18 protein-coding genes are annotated in these 21,937 nt (G+C 70.9%); 10 read left to right on the forward strand and 8 right to left on the reverse strand.

The features are described 5' to 3' along the window. Positions 1-11: 11 nt before the first annotated feature. Entirely contained in the window at positions 12-2,441 is a 2,430-nt protein-coding gene (locus ABZ622_RS00080; protein WP_360538610.1) for an NB-ARC domain-containing protein, read from the reverse strand. Between the two features lie 254 nt (positions 2,442-2,695). Here ABZ622_RS00080 and ABZ622_RS00085 point away from each other — a divergent pair, with 254 nt between their 5' ends. The 3 genes from ABZ622_RS00085 to ABZ622_RS00095 all read left to right on the forward strand — a co-directional run bounded on the left by ABZ622_RS00085 (position 2,696) and on the right by ABZ622_RS00095 (position 6,663). After that, positions 2,696-3,856 (forward strand): adenylate/guanylate cyclase domain-containing protein, encoded by a 1,161-nt coding sequence (locus tag ABZ622_RS00085; RefSeq protein ID WP_360538613.1) that lies wholly within the window; start codon positions 2,696-2,698, stop codon positions 3,854-3,856. Then, positions 3,837-4,340: a Pycsar system effector family protein gene (locus ABZ622_RS00090; RefSeq protein WP_360538615.1), complete on the forward strand. Its 504-nt coding sequence runs from the start codon at positions 3,837-3,839 to the stop codon at positions 4,338-4,340. Before ABZ622_RS00085 ends, ABZ622_RS00090 begins: the two co-directional genes overlap by 20 nt. A gap of 277 nt (positions 4,341-4,617) precedes the next feature. Further along, positions 4,618-6,663, forward strand: coding sequence for a serine/threonine-protein kinase (locus ABZ622_RS00095; RefSeq protein ID WP_360538618.1), 2,046 nt, complete (start codon positions 4,618-4,620; stop codon positions 6,661-6,663). 113 nt (positions 6,664-6,776) lie between these two features. On the opposite strand, the gene ABZ622_RS00100 is transcribed toward ABZ622_RS00095, so the two are convergent. The 4 genes from ABZ622_RS00100 to ABZ622_RS00115 all read right to left on the reverse strand — a co-directional run bounded on the left by ABZ622_RS00100 (position 6,777) and on the right by ABZ622_RS00115 (position 10,660). Continuing rightward, a complete protein-coding gene (locus tag ABZ622_RS00100) occupies positions 6,777-8,252 on the reverse strand; it encodes a gluconate:H+ symporter (protein ID WP_360538620.1) in 1,476 nt (491 codons plus the stop codon). 136 nt (positions 8,253-8,388) lie between these two features. After that, positions 8,389-8,799, reverse strand: a complete 411-nt coding sequence (locus ABZ622_RS00105; protein WP_360538623.1) for a RidA family protein — start codon at positions 8,797-8,799, stop codon at positions 8,389-8,391. Between the two features lie 5 nt (positions 8,800-8,804). Then, a complete protein-coding gene (locus ABZ622_RS00110) occupies positions 8,805-9,563 on the reverse strand; it encodes an IclR family transcriptional regulator (protein WP_360538626.1) in 759 nt (252 codons plus the stop codon). Next, positions 9,560-10,660, reverse strand: coding sequence for a sugar kinase (locus ABZ622_RS00115; RefSeq protein ID WP_360538629.1), 1,101 nt, complete (start codon positions 10,658-10,660; stop codon positions 9,560-9,562). The genes ABZ622_RS00110 and ABZ622_RS00115 overlap by 4 nt, the downstream gene beginning before the upstream one ends. A gap of 155 nt (positions 10,661-10,815) precedes the next feature. Between ABZ622_RS00115 and ABZ622_RS00120 the strand changes: the two genes are divergently transcribed. Together ABZ622_RS00120 and ABZ622_RS00125 are read left to right on the forward strand one after the other, a co-directional pair. After that, entirely contained in the window at positions 10,816-12,096 is a 1,281-nt protein-coding gene (locus ABZ622_RS00120) for an alanine racemase (RefSeq protein WP_360538632.1), read from the forward strand. 162 nt (positions 12,097-12,258) lie between these two features. Continuing rightward, positions 12,259-13,899: a D-aminoacylase gene (locus ABZ622_RS00125; RefSeq protein WP_360538635.1), complete on the forward strand. Its 1,641-nt coding sequence runs from the start codon at positions 12,259-12,261 to the stop codon at positions 13,897-13,899. Here the strand turns inward: ABZ622_RS00125 and ABZ622_RS00130 are convergent. Next, positions 13,894-14,745, reverse strand: a complete 852-nt coding sequence (locus tag ABZ622_RS00130; RefSeq protein WP_360538638.1) for a siderophore-interacting protein — start codon at positions 14,743-14,745, stop codon at positions 13,894-13,896. The genes ABZ622_RS00125 and ABZ622_RS00130 overlap by 6 nt on opposite strands. 84 nt (positions 14,746-14,829) lie before the next feature. On the opposite strand from ABZ622_RS00130, the gene ABZ622_RS00135 reads away from it, so the two are divergent. Continuing rightward, positions 14,830-15,651, forward strand: coding sequence for a TetR/AcrR family transcriptional regulator C-terminal domain-containing protein (locus tag ABZ622_RS00135; protein WP_360538641.1), 822 nt, complete (start codon positions 14,830-14,832; stop codon positions 15,649-15,651). A gap of 180 nt (positions 15,652-15,831) precedes the next feature. On the opposite strand, the gene ABZ622_RS00140 is transcribed toward ABZ622_RS00135, so the two are convergent. After that, complete coding sequence (locus tag ABZ622_RS00140; protein WP_360538644.1) at positions 15,832-16,692, reverse strand: serine protease; 861 nt, start codon at positions 16,690-16,692, stop codon at positions 15,832-15,834. 727 nt (positions 16,693-17,419) lie between these two features. Further along, on the reverse strand, positions 17,420-17,749 hold the full coding sequence (locus tag ABZ622_RS00145; protein ID WP_360538647.1) for a hypothetical protein: 330 nt from the start codon (positions 17,747-17,749) through the stop codon (positions 17,420-17,422). 149 nt (positions 17,750-17,898) lie between these two features. Between ABZ622_RS00145 and ABZ622_RS00150 the strand changes: the two genes are divergently transcribed. The 4 genes from ABZ622_RS00150 to ABZ622_RS00165 all read left to right on the forward strand — a co-directional run bounded on the left by ABZ622_RS00150 (position 17,899) and on the right by ABZ622_RS00165 (position 21,929). Beyond that, positions 17,899-18,732, forward strand: coding sequence for an arylamine N-acetyltransferase (locus tag ABZ622_RS00150; protein ID WP_360538649.1), 834 nt, complete (start codon positions 17,899-17,901; stop codon positions 18,730-18,732). A 232-nt stretch (positions 18,733-18,964) separates the two neighbouring features. After that, on the forward strand, positions 18,965-20,176 hold the full coding sequence (locus tag ABZ622_RS00155; RefSeq protein ID WP_360538652.1) for a pyridoxal phosphate-dependent aminotransferase: 1,212 nt from the start codon (positions 18,965-18,967) through the stop codon (positions 20,174-20,176). 102 nt (positions 20,177-20,278) lie between these two features. Further along, on the forward strand, positions 20,279-20,680 hold the full coding sequence (locus tag ABZ622_RS00160) for a hypothetical protein (protein ID WP_360538655.1): 402 nt from the start codon (positions 20,279-20,281) through the stop codon (positions 20,678-20,680). 145 nt (positions 20,681-20,825) lie between these two features. Beyond that, positions 20,826-21,929: a hypothetical protein gene (locus tag ABZ622_RS00165; protein ID WP_360538658.1), complete on the forward strand. Its 1,104-nt coding sequence runs from the start codon at positions 20,826-20,828 to the stop codon at positions 21,927-21,929. The last annotated feature ends 8 nt before the right edge of the window (positions 21,930-21,937 follow it).

Here is a 21,937-nt window from a genome sequence, read left to right on the forward strand (position 1 = left end):
ACGTTCAATGTTCAGTCCGTCGGATTCAGGCAGTGGCGTACAGCCCGATCCACGGCTTCGATGAGAGGGAGACCCTCTCCTTCGCTGACCGCAGCATCGAACACCCGCCTGCCGAGCACCTTCAGCAGTGAGGCGCGGCAGGCGGCACGACCTTCGACGAGTCCCGGGAAGTCGAACAGCAAGGCCTCCTCAGCCGGCCAGATGGCAGCAGATGCAGCAAGCAACAATGCTGCCTCGCGCAGCCCGCGCTTCTCCGCCAGCGCGCACTGGGCCAGTACGTCCAGCAACATGGCCGCTGCGCGACGGTCCGCGAAGCGCTGCCGACTGGCGAGTGCCTCCATCAAGGCAGCACGCGCTTCAACTGGTTCGCCGCAGTCGACCAGCAACCGGGCCAGCGACCAAAGAACGTAGCCGAGGTGCCATTCCTCACCCGATCCGCGGGCTGCGGCCACCGCGGCTTCGAGATGGGCTCGTGCCTTGTCCGCTTCTCCGGCCTGCCAGTAGACGGTCCCGAGCTGTGCGAGCGCGTGCTGAAGACCTTGGGTGTCCTCCACCGCCCGGAAGTGGTCGAGAGAGCGTTTGGTCAGGGCCACTGAACGTACAAGCTGGTCGCGCATCAGGCAGGAGAGTCCCTGAACCAGAAGGCTCCAGGCCAACGCACCAGTGTCCCCAGACGACCGGGCACGGCTCGCCGCCCGGTCAGCATTGCGCAGTGCGGACGAGGTGTCGCCGCACATCACATCCACATACGCGCCCATCCACAGGAGCCTGGTCGTCAGTCGCACGGACTCGGCAGACGGCTGTTCTGCGGGCATCTCCCTGGTGGTCTCCCCCGGCATCCGGTCGTCCCCGATCCGAGCGAGGGCGCGATCGATCCAGCGACGCCCCAAATCGAGCGACCCGACTGCGATGCAGTGCCACCACAGGTCGGCGACAAGCGCGGCTCCGCTCCGGATGACTTCTAAATCCTGGGACTCCATCAGGCTGTACTCTGCGGCCCTACGCAGCGAAGGAAGCTCGGCCCGTACCTCGCGGATCAACTCGGCCTGGCCCGGCCCGTGCCAACGCTGACAGGCGCCCCGGGCGAAGGCCGCCCACCACTCGTTGTGGCGAACTGCGACAAGCTGCGCACCGGCCTTCGCGTCGAGCCGTGTCTGGCCGTACGCGCGTACCGTCTCCAGCATCATCAGACGATGTTCGCCATCCGGCCCTTGCATCGTCGTGAGAACGGAGTGCTCGACCAACCCGGCGAGCGCCTCCAGAGCTTCCTCATGGGCACCTGACGAAATAGGGGCGCAGACAGCTGCTGCGGCGTCCCATGGCACCTGGGTGCCGAACGTGGAGAAAGCTGCCCATGCCCATTGTTCCTCCGGACCGCACAGCTCATAGCTCCAGTCGAGCATCGCTCTCAACGATCCGTGTCGCTTCGGAGCTGCCGGATCGGAGTTGCCCAGGTCAGGCAGTCCAGAATCGAACCGCCGCAGCAACTGGGCCGGGGAGAGAGACCGCAGGCGTGGTGCCACGATCTCGATCGAGAGCGGGACACCGTCGAGGTGGCGGCAGATTTGCTGGGCGTGCTCCCAGTCGGTGGTATGCCACTCGAGATCGGGCCGACTGGCACGGGCCCGCTCCCACAACAGTTCAGCGGCGCCACCAGTGCCCTTCCGGTGCGGCAATGCCGGCACGGTATAGAGGAACTCACCTCCAACCCCGGATCGACGCCTGCTGGTCGCCAGGACGGCGACTTCGGGTACCTCGCGCAATACCCGGTCGATGACCCTGCCGGTAGGCACGATGAGGTGCTCGCAGTTATCGAGAACCAGCAACAGGCTGCGTCCGCGCAACACGGCGAGGAGTGCGGTGAGTGGGGGAACACCGGGTGGCGCCACTTCACCGAATGCCGCCAGTACTTGGTGTACGACCCCCTCCGGGGCGGACACCTCTGCCAGATCGACCCAGCGCGCACCGTCGCGGTGCCGAAGAGCGGCGGTCCGCGCCACCTTCTGAGCCAGCCTGGTCTTGCCGACCCCGCCCAGTCCGGTGAGGGTCACCATCCTGCCGGCTTGGAGAAGTTCGTGTACGCGACGTACTTCCTCGACTCGGCCGATGAAGGAGGTGGGGGTGTCCGGAATCCGCCCGGCGGGTAACGGGTCGGCCTCTCGCCGGCAGTCCGCCATGCCACGATGTCGCCCGTCGGCGGGTTGGGGTCTGTGACCGCTCAGTCGAGTCCACCACGCACGCCACTCGACATCATTGGTCACGCCGCAGGCCCGCAGGTAGGCACTGAGGGTGGTCCAGGTCGGCAGCCGATTCCCCGCCGCCGCGGCGGAGAGCGTAGAGGGCGCCACATGGGCGCGTGAGGCCAGGATCCGGTACGGCGGGCTCCCCTGGGCTTTCCTCAATGCCCGTAGCGCGGCAGCCAGTTCTGCCACGGAGTCCATGTCCGGATCGAGAGGCTTTTCTCGCCGTCCCACAGATCACCCGCTTCCTGCCGGCCCGGTACGCCGGCTCCCCGGAGATTGATTCCCATCTGACCGGGATTTGTTCACGAGTCGGCCGACCAGCTGAAGTCAACTCGGCGATGGAGCAGCCTGAGCGACCGGTGCACCACCCACAACCGGGCGGTGCACCGGACGTCGCGCCACAACAGCAAGGTCCTCAACGAACATCGTCAAATTCCCTAGGGGCAACAGACATGACAACAGACCATTTCACTCTGTTCCAGGAGTCCCTGCACAACCCCGACCGGCCGCACCGGGTCATACTCTTCGCGGATCTCTCCGGGTCCACAGAGATGAAGGGCAAGTTGGGCGAGGTCGGGTGGCTGCCCACCATCGGCAAGTTCCTGGACATCACGACCACCGCAATCCGGGACCACGACGGAACAGTCGTGAAGTACTTGGGTGACGGCACCCTGGCAGCCTTCGACGGAGAGCGTGCGGCTGCGGCGATCTGCGCAGCCATCAGGATCCAGGAGTTGCTGCGCTCGGAGGTCAGCAAGGGCGCGCTCAACGACTGCATTGCCACAGTGGGGATCGCAACCGGGCGCGTCGTCGAGTACGCGGCTCCCGGTGGAGGACTCGATTATGTCGGGTCCGTGGTCGATCTCGCCTCCCGGCTCTGCAGTGCAGGGGCACCGCAGGCCATCTGGGTGGACAGCGCGACGGTCGCCTCAGCGAACATGAGCAAGGTCTCTTCCGAGATGGGACGTGTGCACGAACGCTCTCCCGACGACTACCTGTCAGGCGAGGAGAAGGTGGACCTCAAAGGATTCGCGAAGCCCATCAAATATCGCGAGGTCATCTGGCACGGGAAGCCTTTCGGTGTTAAGAACACCGTTCTGACCGAAGCCATCGAACGCGCGCAAACGAACTCGTCCCCTCCCGTTCAGAATTCCGGGGAGCCTCACGCTGCGACCAGCACTCTGGACGGAGTGGTCACACGTTGGGACTGCGAACTCGGCCGTGGCTTCATCAGCACAGCTGAACACGGTGACCACTATGTGGACCGCCGATACGTCGCGGGTGAGGGGGAACTCACGGAAGGACGGCCTGTTCGGTTCATCCCGCTCCAGCCTCTCAAGGAGGGACAACGGCCGGTTGCTGGTTGTTCCGTGCAGGAGGGGCAACGAGTGCAGGGTAGGTTCCAGCGAGTGCTCGCCCACAAGGGCTACTCGTTCGTCGATGTGCTCGACGCGCGGGGAAATCGCCAAAGCCTCTTCGTCTTCCTCGGGGAGGGGGCGGCCGAGCACCATACGGGAGAGCCCGCTTCTCTAGAGGTGAGGCGGAATCACAGGGGACTCTCGGGCCACTTGATCGGCGAAGACGAGCAGGACCATGACGGCGACCAGCTCTGACCTTCTCGGCGTCCATTCGGCTCTTTCCGAGGTCCGTGAGGAGTTGATCCGCGCCGACCAGAAGGCCTCGATATTGCTCGCACTGTTCTCGGCAATCGCAGCAGGAATCGCGGCGATCTTCATCGCGCGCGACTCCGGTGTCTTCGCCCTCCGTAACAGCATCGAGTGGGTGGCTTGGATTGGTATCGCCGGTCTGGCAGGCAGCTTTGCGCAATTGCTCCACTGCGTGAGACCGGGTGGCATATCACGACTCCAGGGGCGACGGTATTTCGCCTTCTACGCCCGGTTCGCTGGTTCCCCGGCGGACCTGGTGACCCACATGTCCGAGTCTGCCGGTGATGGAGTGCTCGGGCACTGCACCCAACTCATTGAGCTCTCCGTGCTCGCCACGGAAAAGTACCGACGGATCGCACGGGCGGTAGATCTGCTGGGCTGTGCCCTGGCCCTGATCGCGGAAGCATTGCTGCTCGACGCAATCCACTGAGATGTGCAGGACGGCGGCCCTGTCCCGCCCCGCGCCGCACATAACCGATCAGCCAACCTCGCAGCGCCGCCGCTCCCCCGGCGGCGCTGCTGCACGTTCCGGGTCCGGTGGCCGTCCCGGGGCTGTCCCGGACCCGCAACAGGCTGTCCGGGACTGCCGACATTCCATGGCCGTCCGGGGATGTTCGTGGCACCGTTGTGTGGCGCGGTGGCGGTGCGACAGGGGGAGGGACATGGCCGGGGCGCGGATTCAGACGTTGGGCGGGGACGATCCGGCGGTGCTCGGACCGTACCGGCTGCTCGGGCGGCTGTCGTCGGGCGGCATGGGGCGGATCTACCTCGCCCGGAGCGGCGCCCGGAGCGACGGGCGGGGCAGCGGGGAACTCGTCGCGGTGAAGACCCTGCTGGCCGAGGGCGAGGTCAACGACATCGACCGGCGGCGGTTCGCCCGCGAGGTGTCGCTGGCACAACGGGTCGACAGCGCGCACACGGCACGGGTACGGGAGGCGGACCCGCAGGCCGAGCGGCCCTGGATGGCCATCGAGTACATCGCGGCGCCCCCGCTCTCCGAACTGGTGCGTGCCTGCGGGGTGTTGCCCGCGTCGGCCGTACGGTGGGTGGCGGCCGGCACGGCGAAGGCACTGGTCGCCCTGCACGGGGCGGGCATCGTGCACCGCGATGTGAAACCGCAGAACGTGCTGCTGCCGCTGGACGGCCCCCGGCTGATCGACTTCGGCATCTCGCACGCCAACGACCTCACCCGGACCAGCCTCACGCTGGGCACGATCGCCTTCACCTCGCCCGAGCAGGCGCGCGGTGAGCCGTCGACGGCCGCCTCGGACATGTACTCCCTCGGTGCCACGCTCTTCATGCTGGCCACCGGTCGCCCGCCGTACAGCCAGGACGGCGACACTCTTCGGTTGCTGGCCAGGGTCCAGCGCGGTGAGCTCGACCTCGGCGGGCTGCCGAAGGAGCTGGTCGAGACGGTCCGCCCGTGCCTGGCCGCGGATCCGGGGCAGCGGCCGGCGCCCGCCGAACTGCTCGCCCGGTTCCGCAGGGACCAGGCCGGGCTGCCGGCCACGGACAGCGGGGTGCGGTGGCTGCCGCCGAAGTGGTCGGCGCTGATCGGGGAGTACGCGGCCCAGGGCCAAGCGCTCGCGTCGGGACACCCGTCCGGTCCGGCGGCGGGGAGCGACGAGCAGCCCACCGGCATGGTGCCGCCGCCGGGCCCCACCCGGATGTACACCGCGGACCGCGAGGCGCGGCTGCGGGAGCGCGCCGAGAGGGAGCGGGCAGCGAAGGAACGGGAGCGGGCCGCGCGGGAACGGGAACGGGCCTCGAAGGAACACGAGCGGGCGGAACGCGAGCGTGCGGAGAAGCGCGCGGCGCGGCAGCAGGCGGAACGGGCCGCGCAGGAGCGGGCCCAGCGGGAGCGTGCCGAGCAGGAAGCCCGTGCCCGTGCCGCTCGGGCGCGGGCTGCCTCGCCCACTCCGGGCGCGACGCGCCCGACCCCCGCGCCGGCCGCGTCTTCGGGCGGGTCTTCGGGCGGGTCTTCGGGCTGGGGCTGGCTGATCGCCGTGGCCGCCGTCATCGCGCTCCTGGTCTGGCAGCCCTGGGCGACGTCGGGGAGCGGGGGCGGAAGCGGCGGGAGCGCTTCCGGCGTCACCGGGTCCGGCGCCGTCACCTCCGGCAACGACCTCGGCACTCACACGGACGGCAGCAACACCGGCTCCGACAGCGACGACGACGAACCCGACAGCGACAGCACCTACGGCTCCGGCAGCGACGCCGAGCAGTCGTCGCCCACTCCCACCCCCTCGCCCACCCCGGACACCACCGACCGCGCGTTCGCCGCAGTGCGTGCCGGTGACTGTCTCGACGTGTACAACGACGGGCACGACAACATGAGCGCCAGGACTCCGGTCCGGGTGGGCTGCCGGGCGTCGAATGCCTACATGCACGTCAACCGTGTCAGCACCACCACCGGGGCAGGCAGTTCCTGCGACAGCGGGCCGGGCTTCACCTGGTGGCGCAAGTCCGGAGCGGACGGTGTCGAGCGGACGCTCTGCCTCGACCGGGTGTTCCAGGTGGGCCAGTGCTTCCCCGCGCAGGTCAAGGGGGCGACCAATGCCGATCTGACGGTGGTGTGGGACTGCGGCGCGTCGACCGTGCCCCGGGCCGGCCAGTCGATCCTCCGGATCACCGGCTACTACCGGGCGCCCGCGGCGGGCACGAACTGGACCTGTCCGGCCGGGCGCGGGGAGCGGTTCTGGTACTGGCCGGTGAACAACGGCCGGAGCATCATCTGCGCCTCGGCGGCCTGAACCGGCACGGCGCGGCACGGCGCGGCGCGGCACGATGTTCCCGACGGGGCAGCACCGTGCCGGCCGTTCCGGCCCCGGGGCACGCGAGCCTGGCGTGATCCGGGCGAGAGGCCCTAGATCACCAGGCTCAGCAGCGCCGCCACCACGAACCCCGCGACCGACAGGACCGTCTCCAGGACCGTCCAGGACTTCAGGGTGTCGCGTTCGGAGATGCCGAAGTACTTCGACACCATCCAGAAACCGCCGTCGTTCACGTGCGAGGCGAAGATCGAGCCGGCCGAGATCGCCATGATGATCAGGGCGAGATGCGCCTGCGACAGGTCCTGGCCCTCGACCAGCGGGACGACGATGCCCGCGGTGGTGACGATGGCGACGGTCGCCGAGCCCTGGGCGACGCGCAGGACCACGGAGATCAGCCAGGCAAGCAGGATGACCGGCAGGCCGACGTCGTTGAAGGTCTTGGCGAGGGCGTCCGCGATGCCGCTCGCCTTGAGGACGGCGCCGAACACACCGCCCGCGCCGACCACCAGCAGGATATTGCCGACCGGCTTGAGCGAGGAGGTGGACACCGATTCCAGGGACTTGCGGGACCAGCCGCGGCGGATGCCCAGCAGGTAGTACGCCAGCACCAGCGCGATCGTCAGGGCGACGAAGGGGTTGCCGAAGAACTCGATGACGGAGCGCGGCGTGGAGGGGTCCAGCGCGATGGAGGAGAACGTCGCGGCGAGGATCAGCACCAGCGGGGTGCCGATGATCGTGAGTACGGTGGAGAGCGCGACCGGTTCCTCGCGCGGGGTGACCCCGGCGGCCCGCTGCTCGGCGACGACCGCGGCCCTGGCCTCCTCGGCGGCCTCGACCATGTCCTGCGGAACCGCGACGAAGATCCGCTTCCCGATCCACGCGGCGTAGCCCCAGGCGGCGAGTACGGACGGGATGCCGACGACGGCGCCCATCAGGATGACCCAGCCGAGGGAGACGTGGAAGAGTCCGGCGGCGGCGACCGGGCCCGGGTGCGGCGGCAGGAACGCGTGGGTCATGGACAGACCCGCCAGCAGCGGCATCGCGTAGAGCAGGATCGACTTGCCGGACCGCTTGGCGGCGGCGTACACGATCGGCGCGAGGACGAAGATGCCGACGTCGAAGAAGACCGGGATGCCGAAGATGAGGCCGGTGAGGCCCACGGCGAGCGGGGCCCGCTTCTCGCCGAAGAGGTTCAGCAGCCGGGTGCTCAACACCTCGGCGCCGCCGGAGACTTCGAGGATCGAGCCGAGCATCGTACCGAGGCCGATGATGATCGCCACATGGCCGAGGATGCCGCCCATGCCGGATTCGATGACGGAGACGGCGGCGGACTTCTGGACCGTACCGAAGAGTTCGGTGACGGAGAGTCCGGCGCCCAGGCCGACGGCTATGGAGACGGCGAGCAGCGCGACGAACGGCTGCAGCCTGACCTTGATGATCAGGAAGAGGAGGAGCGCGATACCGAGGGCGGCGACGGTCAGCAGACCGGCGGTGCCGTCGATGAGCGGGAGGATTCCGCCGGTGTGGGGCGGTGTCTCGACCGGTGGTGGGGTTGCGGCGAGCAGCATGCGTAACTCCGTTGTCGGAGACGGGGTTTCGGGTGTGGGGGAGCGCGGCACGGCGCCCCCATGGGGTGGGGCGCCGTGCCGTGCGCGGTGGTGCGGTGATGCGGTTGCGGCAAGTGGATCAGCTGGCTCGGCGGGTTCAGCCGAGGACCGCGAGCGCGTCGATCTCGATGAGCAGGCCCTTGGGGAGGCCGACGTAGACCGTCGTGCGGGCGGCGGGGGCGGCCTTGAGGTTCTGCTCGCCGAAGTAGGAGTTGTAGATCTCGTTCATCTCGGCGAAGTGGTCCACGTCCGTGAGGTAGACGCGCATCATCATCACGTCGTCCCAGCTCGCGCCGCCCTCCTCCAGGATCGCCTTGACGTTGGCGAAGGTCTGGAGGGTCTGTTCACGCAGGGTCGGGCCGGCGGGGGTCGGGGCCTGGCCCTCCGCGGCGGGCAGGAAGCCGACCTGGCCGGCGACCTGGAGGATGTTCCCCTTCTTCACGCCGTGCGAGAACTTCGCGGGGGGCGTGGTGTGGGTGCTCGGGGTGAGGGCGATCTTCTCGGTCATGGCTTTCAGGCTTTCTTGGGTCGGGTGGTGCCGGAGTACTCCCGGCTGATGGAGTCGGCGGTGCGGCGCACCAGCGGGAGCAGGGTGAGGAGTTCCTCGGCCGTGACGACGACATTGGGCGCGGAGACCGACATCGCGGCGACGACCCGCCCGTCCGCCCCCCGGATGGGGGCGCCGACGCAGTTGATGGACTCCTCGTGGCCGCCGAGGTCGGTGGCCCAGCCCTGTTCGCGGACGACGGTGAGCTCCTTGAGGAAGGCACCGGCGTTCGGGGTCGAACGGGACGTGTACATGGGGTAGTCGAGCTTCTCGGCGACGGCGCGCCGCTCGGGCTCGGAGAGGTCGGCGAGGAGCAGCTTCGCGACGGCGGCGACGGTGATCGCGACGGGCTTGCCGATCCGCGAGTACATCCTGACCGGGTAGCGGCTCTCGACCTTGTCGATGTAGAGGACCTCCTGCTCCTCGTACACCGCGAGATGCACGGTGTGCCCGCAGCTCTCGTTGAGTTGGACGAGGTGGGGGTGGGCGATCTCCCGTACGTCGAGGTTCTCCACGGCCTCCTGCGCGAGGGCGAAGAGGCGGGCGCCGAGGCGGTAGCGCTGGTCCTGCTGGCGGTAGACGAGGCCGTGCTCGTGGAGCGTACGGAGCAGGCGCAGCGCCGTGGACTTGTGGACGCCGAGCCGTTCGGCGACCTGGCCGAGGTCTGCGGGCCCCTGGGCGAGCAGCGGCAGGATGCTCAGCGCCCGGTCGACGGTCTGACTCATGTCGTACGTACCTCCTGGTCGTCCCCCGTCCACCCGGGGCCGAGACGAAGTCTCCCCCAGGCCTCGTCGTCCAGTGCGGCAAGGGAGTCGGCGTGCGCGCGGGCCGGCGGGGCGGTGAGGTCGCCGGGGACGGTGAGGACGGCGGCGGCCATGAGGTGGCCGTGCCGGACGCGGTCGCGTACGGGGAGTTCGCGCAGAGTGGCGGAGAGGAACCCGGCGGCGAAGGCGTCGCCCGCGCCGACGGGGGCGACGACGTCCACCCGGAGGGCGGGGACGGTGGTGACGATGTCGGCGTCCGGGATGCCGTCGGAGACGGTGGTGACGTCGTCGGCGTCCGGGATGCCGGCGGCGCGCGAGAAGACCGTCGCGCCGTCCGCGCCGCGCTTCACAACCAGGGTCGCCGGCTCCGGCAGCGCGGCGCGGATCGCCTCCGCGCCGGTCACCCCCCAGGCCTCCTCCGCCTCGTCCTCGCCGACGAAGACCAGGTCGCTGCGGCGGGCCAGGTCGAGGAGCACCTCGGGGGACGCGTCGGCGTCGCGCCACAGGCCCGGCCGGTGGTTGACGTCGAAGGAGATCAGCGGGCGGCCGGGGCGGGGCCCGGTCAGGTCGTGGAGCAGGGCCAGGCAGTCGGCGGAGAGCGCCGCGGTGATGCCGGACAGGTGCAGGATGCGGGTCGCGGGAAGCGTCGCGTACGGGATGTTGGCCGGGGACATCGCGGACGCGGCGGAACCGGCCCGGTAGTAGGCGACCTCGTGCACATCGGTGGCCCGGTCGGTCGCGGTGCGGAAGTAGATGCCGGTGGGCCGGGACGGATCGCGCCGCACGCCGGAGGTGTCGACCCCGTAGCCGGCGATCGCCTCGACGAGGTGGTCGCCGAAGCCGTCCGCGCCGGCCCGGCTGACCCAGGCCGCCCGGTGGCCGGCGGCGGCCAGCGCGCAGGCGACGTTGGACTCGGCGCCGCCGATGCCGCGGCCGAAGGAGGGTACGTCGGCGAGGCGTCCGGGCTGCGACGGCAGGAACGTCACCATGGACTCGCCGAGGCACACGACTTCGGCGGCCGTGGCGGCGTCGGCGGTCCTGGCCGGGGTTCCGGACACTCGGGGCTCCTCGCGGGTTCGGTGGTGCGGTTCGGGGTGCGGCGGGGGTTGCACGCCATTGACCCGGCGTCGGCTCGGATGTTAGACAGCGTTGAGCGATATACGCAATGGGTGTTGCGCATGGTGCAACGCCGACTTAGATCGAGGAGGCCCCCTTGGCCGCCGACCGTCCTGTGTCCGGACTCGCCGACGAGCTGGTCGACCACCGCTTCAAGGCGCTCCCGCCCGACGCGGAGGGCCTGACCGTCGGCGCCCTCGCCGCCGAGCGCCGCAACCTCTTCACGGGCGGCTTCACCACCCCGGTGCTCGCCCTGTCCGCGGAGTCGGTCGAGCACAACCTCGCCCTCCTGGAGACGTACGCGGAGCGCCACGGGCTCGCCTTCGCCCCGCACGGCAAGACCTCCATGTCCCCGCAGCTCTTCGCCCGTCAGCTGGAGTACGGCGCCTGGGGCATCTCCGCGGCCGTGCCGCACCAGGCGCGGGTGTACCGGGCGTACGGGATCCGGCGGATCTTCCTCGCCAACGAACTCGTCGACGCCTCGGCCCTGCGCTGGCTCGCCGCAGAGCTGGACTCCGACCCGGAGTTCCGCTTCATCTGTTACGTCGACTCGGTGCGCGGCGTGGAGCTGATGGACGAGGCGCTGCGCGCGGCGGGCGCCTCCCGGCCCGTGGACGTGGTGGTGGAGCTGGGCGCGGGCGAGGGCGCGCGCACCGGTGCCCGTACCGAGGCCGGCTGCGTGGCGGTGGCCGACGCGGTGGCGGCGGCCGGGACGCTGCGCCTGGTGGGCGTGGCCGGTTACGAGGGCGAGGTGCCGGAGGCGTCCGCCGAGCGGGTACGGGCCTGGCTGGACCGGCTCGTCGCGCTGGCCGTCGGCCTCGACCGGGCGGGGCGCTTCGCGGCCGGTGAGCAGATCGTGATCAGTGCGGGCGGCAGTGCGTGGTTCGACGCGGTGGCGGAGGTGTTCGCGCGGATCCCGGAGCTCTCCGCGCCGGTGCTGAAGCTGCTGCGCTCGGGCGCCTATGTCTCGCACGACGACGGCCACTACCGCCATCTGACCCCGTTCAACCGGGTGCCGGAGGAGGGGGAGCTGCAGCCCGCCTTCCGGCTGTGGGCGCAGGTCGTGTCGCGCCCGACGGACGAGCAGGCGTTTCTCAACGCGGGCAAGCGGGACGCGGCGTACGACCTCGACCTGCCCGAGGCGCAGGTCGTGCGGTCCGGCCGGGACGGCACGGTGCGGCCCGCGACGGGCGTCTCGGTCACCGGTCTCTCCGACCAGCACGCGTGGGTGCGTACCGAGCCGGGTGCGGAGCTGGAGGTGGGCGACTGGGTGGGGATGGGTCTGTCGCACCCGTGCACCAGCTTCGACAAGTGGCAGCTGATTCCGCTGGTCGCGGCGGACGGGACGGTCACGGACTACATCCGTACGTTCTTCTGATGCCCGGTGGGGGTGGGCGGGGGCTGCCCAGCGGGGCTGTTCCCCTGCCCCGCCCCTTTCCGTAGCCGGGGGCTCCGCCCCCGGACCCCCGCTCCTCGATCGCCGGCGGGGCTTGAAGTGCTCCTCCGACCAGGAGGGGCTCGATTCCACAGGAGCTGCCCCATGGACCTGGTCATCCGTAACGCCCACGTCGTCGACGGCACCGGCGCCCCCCGCCTCCGTGCCGATGTGGCCGTCGCCGACGGCCGGATCGCCGGGATCCACCCCGAGGGCTCCCTGGGCCCCCGCCCCTCCGCCCGGCGGACGCTCGACGCCGACGGGCTCGTCCTCTCCCCCGGTTTCATCGACATGCACGCGCACAGCGATCTCGCGCTGCTCCGCGACCCCGACCACAGCGCCAAGGCCGCGCAGGGCGTCACGCTCGAAGTCCTCGGCCAGGACGGCCTGTCGTACGCCCCGGTCGACGACCGGACGCTCGCCGAGGTCCGCCGTTCCATCACCGGTTGGAACGGCGGTGGGCCCGAGGACACCGGCATCGACTTCGACTGGCGCACGGTCGGCGAGTACCTGGACCGGCTGGACCGCAACTTCGATGGCCGGGGCATCGCCGTCAACGCCGCCTATCTGATCCCGCAGGGCACGGTCCGGATGTACGCGGTGGGCTGGGAGGACCGCCCGGCCACCGGGGCCGAGCTGGACCGGATGAAGGAGCTCGTCGCCCAGGGCATGGCGGAGGGCGCGGTCGGCATGTCTTCCGGGCTCACGTACACCCCCGGCATGTACGCCGACGACGCCGAACTCACCGAACTGTGCCGGGTGGTGGCCGAGTACGACGGCTACTACTGCCCGCACCACCGCTCGTACGGGGCGGGCGCGCTCGGCGCGTACGAGGAGATGGTGCAGCTCACCAGGAACGCGGGCTGCGCCCTCCATCTCGCCCACGCCACCATGAACTTCGGGGTGAACAAGGGCAGGGCCCCCGAGCTGCTCGCCCTGCTCGACCAGGCCCTCGACGCGGGCGCCGACATCTCCCTCGACACCTACCCGTACACGCCCGGCTGCACGACCCTCGTCGCGATGCTGCCGAGCTGGGCGGGCGAGGGCGGGCCCGAGTCGGTGCTCACCCGCCTCGCCGACGACACCACGGCGGAACGGATCCGGCACCACATGGAGGTGCTGGGCTCGGACGGCTGCCACGGCGTGCCGATCGAGTGGGACACCATCGAGATCTCCGGGGTCGGCACCCCCGCCCTCGCCGACCACGTCGGGCGTACGGTGGCCGACTCCGCCCGGCTGCGCGGCGAGACGCCCTGGGCGACCGCGCGCAGGCTGCTCGTCGAGGACCGGCTCGGCCCGACGATCCTCCAGCACGTGGGCCACGAGGAGAACGTGCGGCAGATCATGCGTCACCGGGTGCACACCGGGGGCAGCGACGGCATCCTCCAGGGCGACAAGCCGCACCCGCGCGCCTACGGCACGTTCCCGCAGTATCTCGGCCGGTACGTGAGGGAGTTGGGCACGCTGTCGCTGGAGGAGTGCGTCGCCCACCTCACCTCGCGCCCCGCGCACCGGCTGCGTCTGGCGGACCGGGGGTACGTCCGCGAGGGCTACCGCGCCGACCTGGTCCTCTTCGACCCGGAGACGGTGGCGGCGGGCTCGACGTTCGAGAAGCCGCGCACACTGCCGGCCGGTGTCCCGCACGTGCTGATCGACGGCCGGTTCGTCATCGAGGACGGGCGCCGCACCCAGGTACTGGCGGGCCGGTCCGTCCGGGGAACGGGGAGCGCCCGGGGCGCCCTATGAGCCCCCTTCCCCCTCCCCCGCCTGTTCCTTCGCCCAGGCCAGGTCCTCCTCGGTCGGGGCGTCGTCCTGGGTGAGGCTGCGCCGCCAGTAACCGCTGAACTCCACGGCCTTCCTGGCCAGCCCGCGCTCCTCGACCAGGTGGCGGCGCAGGGCCCGTACCGCGCCCGCCTCACCGGCCAGCCACGCGGCCCCGGAACCGGCGGGCAGCCGGGCCGCCCGCACCGCGTCCGGCAGCGACCCGCCCCGCTCCCGGTACACCCAGTGGACGGTCACATCGCCGTCCGGGCCGAGCGGCCGCTGCTCCGCCGCGTCGGCGACCTCGGCCCAGACGAGCGCCCGCGCCCCGGCCGGCAGCGACTCCAGCAGGGTCCCGATCGCGGGGAGCGCCGTTTCGTCGCCGGCCAGCAGCAGCCAGTCGGCGGCGGGCAGCGGCCGGGCGTACAGCGACGACGGCCCGACCATGCCGAGCACATCGCCGGGGCGCGCGTCCCGGCCCCAGCGAGCGGCGGGCCCGTCGTCGCCGTGGAGCACGAAGTCGACCGCCATCACGTCCAGTCGGCGGTCGTACCCGCGAACGGTGAAGCTCCGCAGCAGCGGCCGCTCGGGCTCGGGGATCGCGAGGTACGCCTCGTACCACCGCATGCCGTACGTGTCGTCCGCCTCCGGCTCCGGCAGCCGGGGCACGCCCTGCCCCGCCCTCGGGAAGCAGAGCTTCATCTGCTGGTCGGGCCGGTCCTCCATGAGCTCCGCCAGCGCGTCCCCGGTGAAGGTGACGCGCGCTGTCCGCGGCGTGATCCGCTCCACACCGACGACCCGTACGTACGACACGGTCAACGCCTGCCCCATCGTGGCTGCCGCCCTCTCCGACTGATAGCTTACGCCGTAAAGAATTACCCGGGGGAAGTTACTTTATGGCGTAAGGAGTCGCAAGTGGTGGTCTTTGCCGGACAGGGTGACGCCCGCCGTTCCATGTCCCTGCTCTGGCGCGCCGACCGGCCGGAGCAACGGGGCCGGCGCCCCGGCCCCGGTCCCAGGCCGGGGCTGAGTGTCGACGCGATCGTGACCGCCGCGATCGCCGTCGCGGACGAGGACGGCATGGCCGCGCTCTCGATGCGCGCGGTGGGCGAGCGGCTCGGCCGCACGGCGATGGCGCTCTACACCTACGTGCCCAGCAAGGGCGAGCTGCTGGACCTGATGTACGACGCGGTCCACGCCGAGCTGCCCACCGAGTACGACGACACCGGCGACTGGCGTGCGGGCCTGACCGACTGGGCGCGGGACGGACTCGAATTCCACCTCCGCCACCCCTGGGTGCTCCAGGTCTCCCAGGCCCGCCCGGTGCTCGGCCCGCACGAGTACGCGGGGCTGGACACGCTGGTGCGCCTGCTGAACGCGACCGGGCTCGAAGCGCACTTGTTGCGGCGGCTGGTCGGCACGCTCTCCCACTTCGTGCGCGGCTGCGCCGGCACGGTCGCGGAGGCGCGGCAGGCGGCGGCGGTGACGGGCGAGTCGGACGAGGAGTGGTGGTTCGCCCGCTCGGCGCTGCTGGGTGAGGTGGCGCCGGACTTCGCGGAGCGCTATCCGAGCCTGGTCGCGATGGAGACCGGCTCCGCACCACAGCCACCGGCCCCGGCGCCGGGCGGGGAGGCGGTGCCGTACCTGGAGCGGGAGGCGAGGGAGACGTTCACCGCCGGGCTCGGGGTGCTGCTCGACGGGATCGAGGCGGCGATCCGACGCACGGCGCGGGCGTGAGCGCGCGGGCCGTGAACGCGCGGGCCGTCGACGCGCAGGACGTGCACCGCAGGACGTGAACGCGCGGGCCGTGAACCACGGGGCGTAAGCGCGCGGGCTGTGCACCGCAGGCCATGAACGCGCCGGTCGCCGCCGCGGCGCCCGGTGGCGGGCATCGCGGCGGCGACGGGACTCACCCGGTCACGGCTTGGGCAGGGCACACCCCGCACGGTCGAGGTCGAACTCGTTGCCGGCGCCGATGCACGGCACGATGCCGTACGTCTCCTGGGCGTAGTTGATGCCCTCGCGCACCGTTACATTGCCGTTCTCGTCGACCTCGCACGGGTTGTTGTCCGTGCACTCCTGGCCGTCCTCGTTGCCGGTGTTGTTGACGGCGACGACCTTGCCGGTCGCGTTGTCGATCACCGGGGAGCCGGACGTACCGCCGATGGTCTGGCAGGCGGAGGTGTAGCGGACCGAGTCCTTCCAGGTCCACTCGCCCTCCTTGAGGCGGTAGACGAAGCCGTCGACGTTGCAGGAGTACGTGCGCTTCCAGTAGCCGGACACGACGGTGATCGCGGTGCCCTGGACCGGGTGCGCGGTGTTCAGCTCCAGCGCCTTGATGCCGTAGGTGCTCTCGATCTGGGCGTAGGTGCTGGTGAGTTCGTACACCGATATGTCGGTGTCGGTCATCGTCCCGTACGCGATCTTGTCGGCCCGCAGGGTCCCGACGCCGCTGCCCGAGGCGTTCAGCAGGGTGAAGCTACGGGTGGACGGCTGGTCGAGGACGACCTCGCCGGGGCCCGGGAATCCCGACTCCATGCAGTGCCCGTTGGAGAGCACCAGTGCGGGGTCGTCGGGCTGGGAGTCCGGGGTGCGGACGACGGAGCCGGAACAGTTGCTGAGCGCCACGGTTCCGGCGAAGTTGACCGCCTTGGGCCTGGCCTTCTCCTTGACCGCGGTGGGCGACGCCGCTTCGTGGCCGGTTGCTGCGGTTGCGGGCGCGACGCCTGCCCCGAGGAGCAGAACAGCGAACAGCGCACCGACGAGAGGCTTCTTCATGTGGGGGTCCCCTCAAGTGACCTGGGCAGGGGCCCGATGGCTCCCGCCCACCGAAGTTGCCTTCGGATTTGACATGCGCATGTTTGCGCACTGAAGGGGCCCTCACAAGGGGCGGTTTCAAGCCAACTACCTCAGGCGGTGGCGAAGGCGGCCCGAGCGCCCGCCAAAGGACCGCCGGCACGTCCGGATCCATGGGCGGGATCTGACGCTTCGTCACCATGGCGTGTCAGTAGTCGAGTTCGGCTCGTCCGCACGGCTCTCCGCGAGGTTGTCGCCGACCTGGACAATGTCCTTGGGCCACGGTCGGACAGCGCCGCGGTGCGTGCCACGGTCTCCTTGTCGACGCTCCGGGCGAACTCGGCGACGGCCGGGTCGACCCCCCTCGTACTCGTACGCCAGGGGGCCCGCGCACCCCGCAGGCCCGACATCCTGCCCGTACGGTCGGGTGGCGGCCCCAGTCAGGCGGCGGCCCGTGTCAGACGGCGGCCCGTGTCAGACGGCGGCCCGTGTCAGGCGGCGGCCCGATCGGGTGCGGCGAAGCCGGGCCGGACGGTGCCGGACCCTTCAGGACGGGGTCGTCGTACGCGTCGCGCCATGTCCGCCGGTCCATGGCGGGAACCCCACAGCGGGGACCGCACGGCGGGGACTCCACGGCGGGGCGCCGGGCACCTCGTGCGCGTTCTTCCGGGGCTGTCGTGCCCGCAGGACGGCCCCGGCCCCCGCGCGACTACGCGGCCTCCGTCGCGGCCGCCTCCTTCGACAGCTGCACCGCCTGAAGCAGGCTCAGGCCCGGCTCGGCCTCGCGGAGTGCCTTGACCGCCGCGACCGCGTCGAGCGGGCCCTGGTGGCCGGCCGCCCTGATCCGGCGCCCCGCCCAGCTGCCCCGCGACTCGGCGTCCGATGCGCCGGCCGCGTCGGCGACCACGGCGAGGGCCCGCTCCAGGCCGGGGCGCTCTTCGGCGCCCGCGGTCTCCAGCGCCTGCCGCAGCGCCGCACCGATGGTCTCCGCGTCGCGCACCACGACCACGGCCGGATTCTGCTTCCTGTTTCCGATCATGAGGCCATCCTGCCCGGACCGGGCACCACCTCACCCGACTTGATGGACATCTGAGGTATCCCGGCCCGGCGACCGGGGGCCTGAGGACCAGGAATCCTCCGTCCCGGGCCGGAGGCGGCCGGCCGGCCCCGCTGCGTACTGTCGGGGGCATGACCTCCGACCGCGACCGCCTGCCCGACCTCGACGCCTACCTCGCCCGCATCGGCTGGACCGGGGAGCGCCGGCCGACCGCGGAGGTGCTGCGCTCCGTGCACCGGGCCCATGCGCTGGGCATCCCGTTCGAGAACCTGGACCCGGTCCTCGGCAGCGCGCCCTCGCTGGCGCTCGCGGACCTGGAGGCGAAGCTGGTACGCGGCGGGCGCGGCGGGTACTGCTACGAGCACAACACCCTGCTCGCCGCCGCGCTGACCGCGCTCGGCTTCAGGATCACGCTGCTGTGCGCGCGGGTCGTGGCGGGTGCCCGGCCCGGCGAGATCCGGCCGCGCACGCACATGCTGATGCTGGCCGAGGTGCCGGGCGAGGCGACGCCGTACCTGGCGGATGTCGGCTTCGGCGCCCTCGGCGCGCTGCTGGAGCCGATCCCACTGGTCGTCGGCGCCGAACTGCGCGACGCCCCGCGCCGCCACCGGCTCGTGACCACACCGCACGACGGGCCACTGGAGCGGTGGGAGCTGCAGGCGTACACCGCCGACGGGGCGTGGGAGTCCCAGTACGCCTTTACGCCGGAGCCCTTCGAGGCGCCGGACTACGAGGTGATCAACTGGCACATCGCGACCAACCCGCGCTCCCCGTTCTCGCAGCGGGTGTACGCCCAGCGCACCACCCCGGACTGCCACCTGTCGCTGACCGGCCGCACCCTCACGGTCACCGCACCGGACGGCACCCCGGAGGTGCGCGAGCTCGCGGACGGCGACGAGGTGCTGCGCGTACTGGCGAGCGACTTCGGTCTCCGTCTGCCCGCGGGCATCCGGCTGCCGGATTAGCGGACGGGGCGGCGGAGGGGCGGCGTCGTGGCGCATCTCACCCGTCCGTGTCCGTCACGCCCCCGTTCCACCGCATTCGAAGCCCTGCCGCCGTCCCGCCCGGCGTTCCCACGGTCACGGACGGGTGGGCGCATGGCTATGGAAGACGGGGTGGCGGGCGGAAATACCCGGGTGGGGCAACCTGCGGGGCAGGGCCGGGCAGCGCGCGGGGCGCGGTCGTAAGCTCCCTGACATGCAGGTCATCCAGTCCACGAAGCTCGCCAATGTCTGTTACGAAATCCGGGGCCCCGTACTGGAGGAGGCGATGCGGCTGGAAGCAGCCGGTCACCGCATCCTCAAGCTGAACACCGGCAACCCTGCCGCGTTCGGGTTCGAGTGCCCGCCCGAGATCCTTGAGGACATACTGCGCAACCTCTCCGGGGCGCACGGCTACGGCGACGCGAAGGGGCTGCTGTCCGCGCGGCGGGCGGTGATGCAGCACTACCAGACCAAGGGGATCGACCTCGACGTCGAGGACATCTACCTGGGCAACGGCGTCTCCGAGCTGATCCAGATGTCGATGCAGGCTCTGCTCGACGACGGCGACGAGGTCCTCGTACCGGCTCCGGACTATCCGCTGTGGACCGCCTCGGTGTCGCTGGCCGGTGGCACGGCCGTGCACTACCGGTGCGACGAGCAGTCCGACTGGATGCCGGACCTCGCCGACATCGAGCGGAGGATCACCGACCGCACCAAGGCCCTCGTGATCATCAACCCGAACAATCCGACGGGTGCGGTGTACGACGACGAGATGCTGCGCGGGCTGACGGAGATCGCCCGGCGCCACAACCTGGTCATCTGCTCCGACGAGATCTACGACCGGATCCTGTACGACGGGGCGACCCACACCCCGACCGCGACGATCGCGCCCGATCTGATGGTGCTCACCTTCAACGGGCTCTCCAAGAACTACCGGGTGGCCGGCTACCGGTCGGGCTGGCTGGCGGTCTGCGGTCCGAAGGCGCACGCCTCCTCGTACATCGAGGGGCTGACGATCCTCGCCAACATGCGGCTCTGCGCCAACATGCCCTCGCAGCACGCCGTGGCCACCGCGCTCGGCGGGCGGCAGTCGATCGACGATCTGGTGCTGCCGGGCGGGCGGATCCTGGAGCAGCGGGACACCGCGTACGACCTGCTGACGCAGATCCCCGGCGTGACCTGTGTGAAGCCGAAGGGGGCGCTGTATCTCTTCCCGCGCCTGGACCCCAAGGTCTACAAGATCAAGGACGACCGGCAGATGGTGCTCGACCTGCTGCGGGCCGAGAAGATCATGGTCGTGCACGGTACCGGGTTCAACTGGCCCGAGCCCGATCACTTCCGGGTGGTGACGCTGCCGACGGTCGAGGACCTGACGGACGCGGTGACCCGGATCGCGCACTTCCTGGACGGGTACGGGCAGCCGTAGCGGCCGGCCGCCGAGGATTCCGCGGAACCCGGAATCGATAGCAAATAACTTTAGACTGAATCCAAGGTAGGATGGTCCCACTGCAACACCAGGAGGCCATCCATGTACGAACCGATCCGCACCAAATCGGTCCACACACCGGCCGACCACGCCGACGACTTCCCGCACCGTTCCCGTGAGGAAGAACTGGACATCCAGCTCGCCGGGCACCTGGCCGCGCTCCTCGCGGTCACCGACGAGCTGGGCATCGGCGAGGCGGGCGACCACATCGCCGAGCAGGTCGCCAGGCTGCGCGGCGCGCCGCCCGCCCGGCACGCCGGCCGGACCGACGCTCCCGCGTCGGCGCTGCACCGCCGCGCCCACGCCCTCGCGGGCCGGGCACTGGTGGTGGCCGCGTCCCGCGCCGACACGGCCGTCGCGATCCTCGCGGCCGAGCGCATGGACGCCCACACCGCGGCGCTCGCCGCCCCCGCCGCCTCGGCACGACTGGTCGGCGCCCACTGACGGCCCCGGTCCACGTGCCGTCGAGGCGCGCGGGCCGGGTGCCATTCGCCCCCGCCCGGCGGGCAGTTGTTCCCGATCCCGTTCCGCCGCCGTTGCGTACTGGGATCATCGCTTAACCTTCCGTCCACCCAACTCCGCCTGGAATGTGGGTTTCCGCGAGCAGGCTTCGCGTGTGAGACGCATCGTGGGAATCGTCCTGGCGGTGCTGCTGATCGGCGGAGTGGCAGTGGCCGTCGCAGCAGGCCGCGACAGCGAGGACAAGAGCACGGCAACGAAGACCGTGCGCGGAGTGATCGGTTCGGAGAAGGCGGAGTTCTTCGCCGACCCCGACGTGGTGAAGGCCCTCGCCGCCAAGGGGCTCACCGTCAAGGCGGAGACGTCCGGGTCCTGGGCCATGGACCAACTCCCCCTCAAGGGCTACGACTTCGCCTTCCCCAGCTCCAAGGCCCCGGCCGACGAGCTGCAGCGCCGGTCCGCCGTCAAGGGCGGGCCGCTCAGGCCCTTCTACTCGCCGCTGGTCGTCGTCGCGCACCGCGCCGCCGCCCAGGTCCTGGCGGACAACGGGCTCGCCGCACTGAGCGGGAAGTCCAGCGGCAGACTGCTGATGGGCCCCTATCTCCGGGCCGCCCGGTCGGACCGCACCTGGCAGCAGCTCAAGGGGGCGGAAGAACACGCCGAGTTGACCGGGACGGTGTTCATCACCAGCACCGACCCCGTCTCCTCCAACTCCGGCGCCCTCTACCTCGCCGCCGCCTCGTACGTCGCCGACGGCGGCCGGGTCGCCGCGGACGCCGCCGCCGTCGACCGCACCGCACCACTGCTGAAGAAGCTGATCCAGGTGCAGGGGGCGCAGCAGACCAGCAGCGACGCCCCGTTCCGGGACTTCATCAGCGGGGTCGGCAATCCGCTGGTCCTGGTGTACGAGTCGCAGGTCGCCTCGCTGCTGACACAGCGCCAGGACGCCGGGGACCTGGTCCTCCTCTATCCCGACACCACCGTCTCCAGCGACCACACCCTCGTGCCCCTGACCGGAACCGGCCGGCGGCTGGGTGAGCTGCTCTCCACCGATCCGCGGCTGCGTGAGCTCGCCGTACGGCACGGCTTCCGGCCCCAGGGCGCCGCGGCCGAGTTCACCGCCGCCACCGCGGACCACACCGACTACATCGACCAGAAGCTGACCGGGGTCCGCCAGGCGCCCGTGCCCACCGCCGAGGTGCTGCGCGCGATGGCCCGGCGGACCCGCGGCTGACCACACAC

It is taken from the genome of Streptomyces sp. NPDC007164, assembly GCF_040634135.1.
Classification (GTDB): domain Bacteria; phylum Actinomycetota; class Actinomycetes; order Streptomycetales; family Streptomycetaceae; genus Streptomyces; species Streptomyces sanglieri.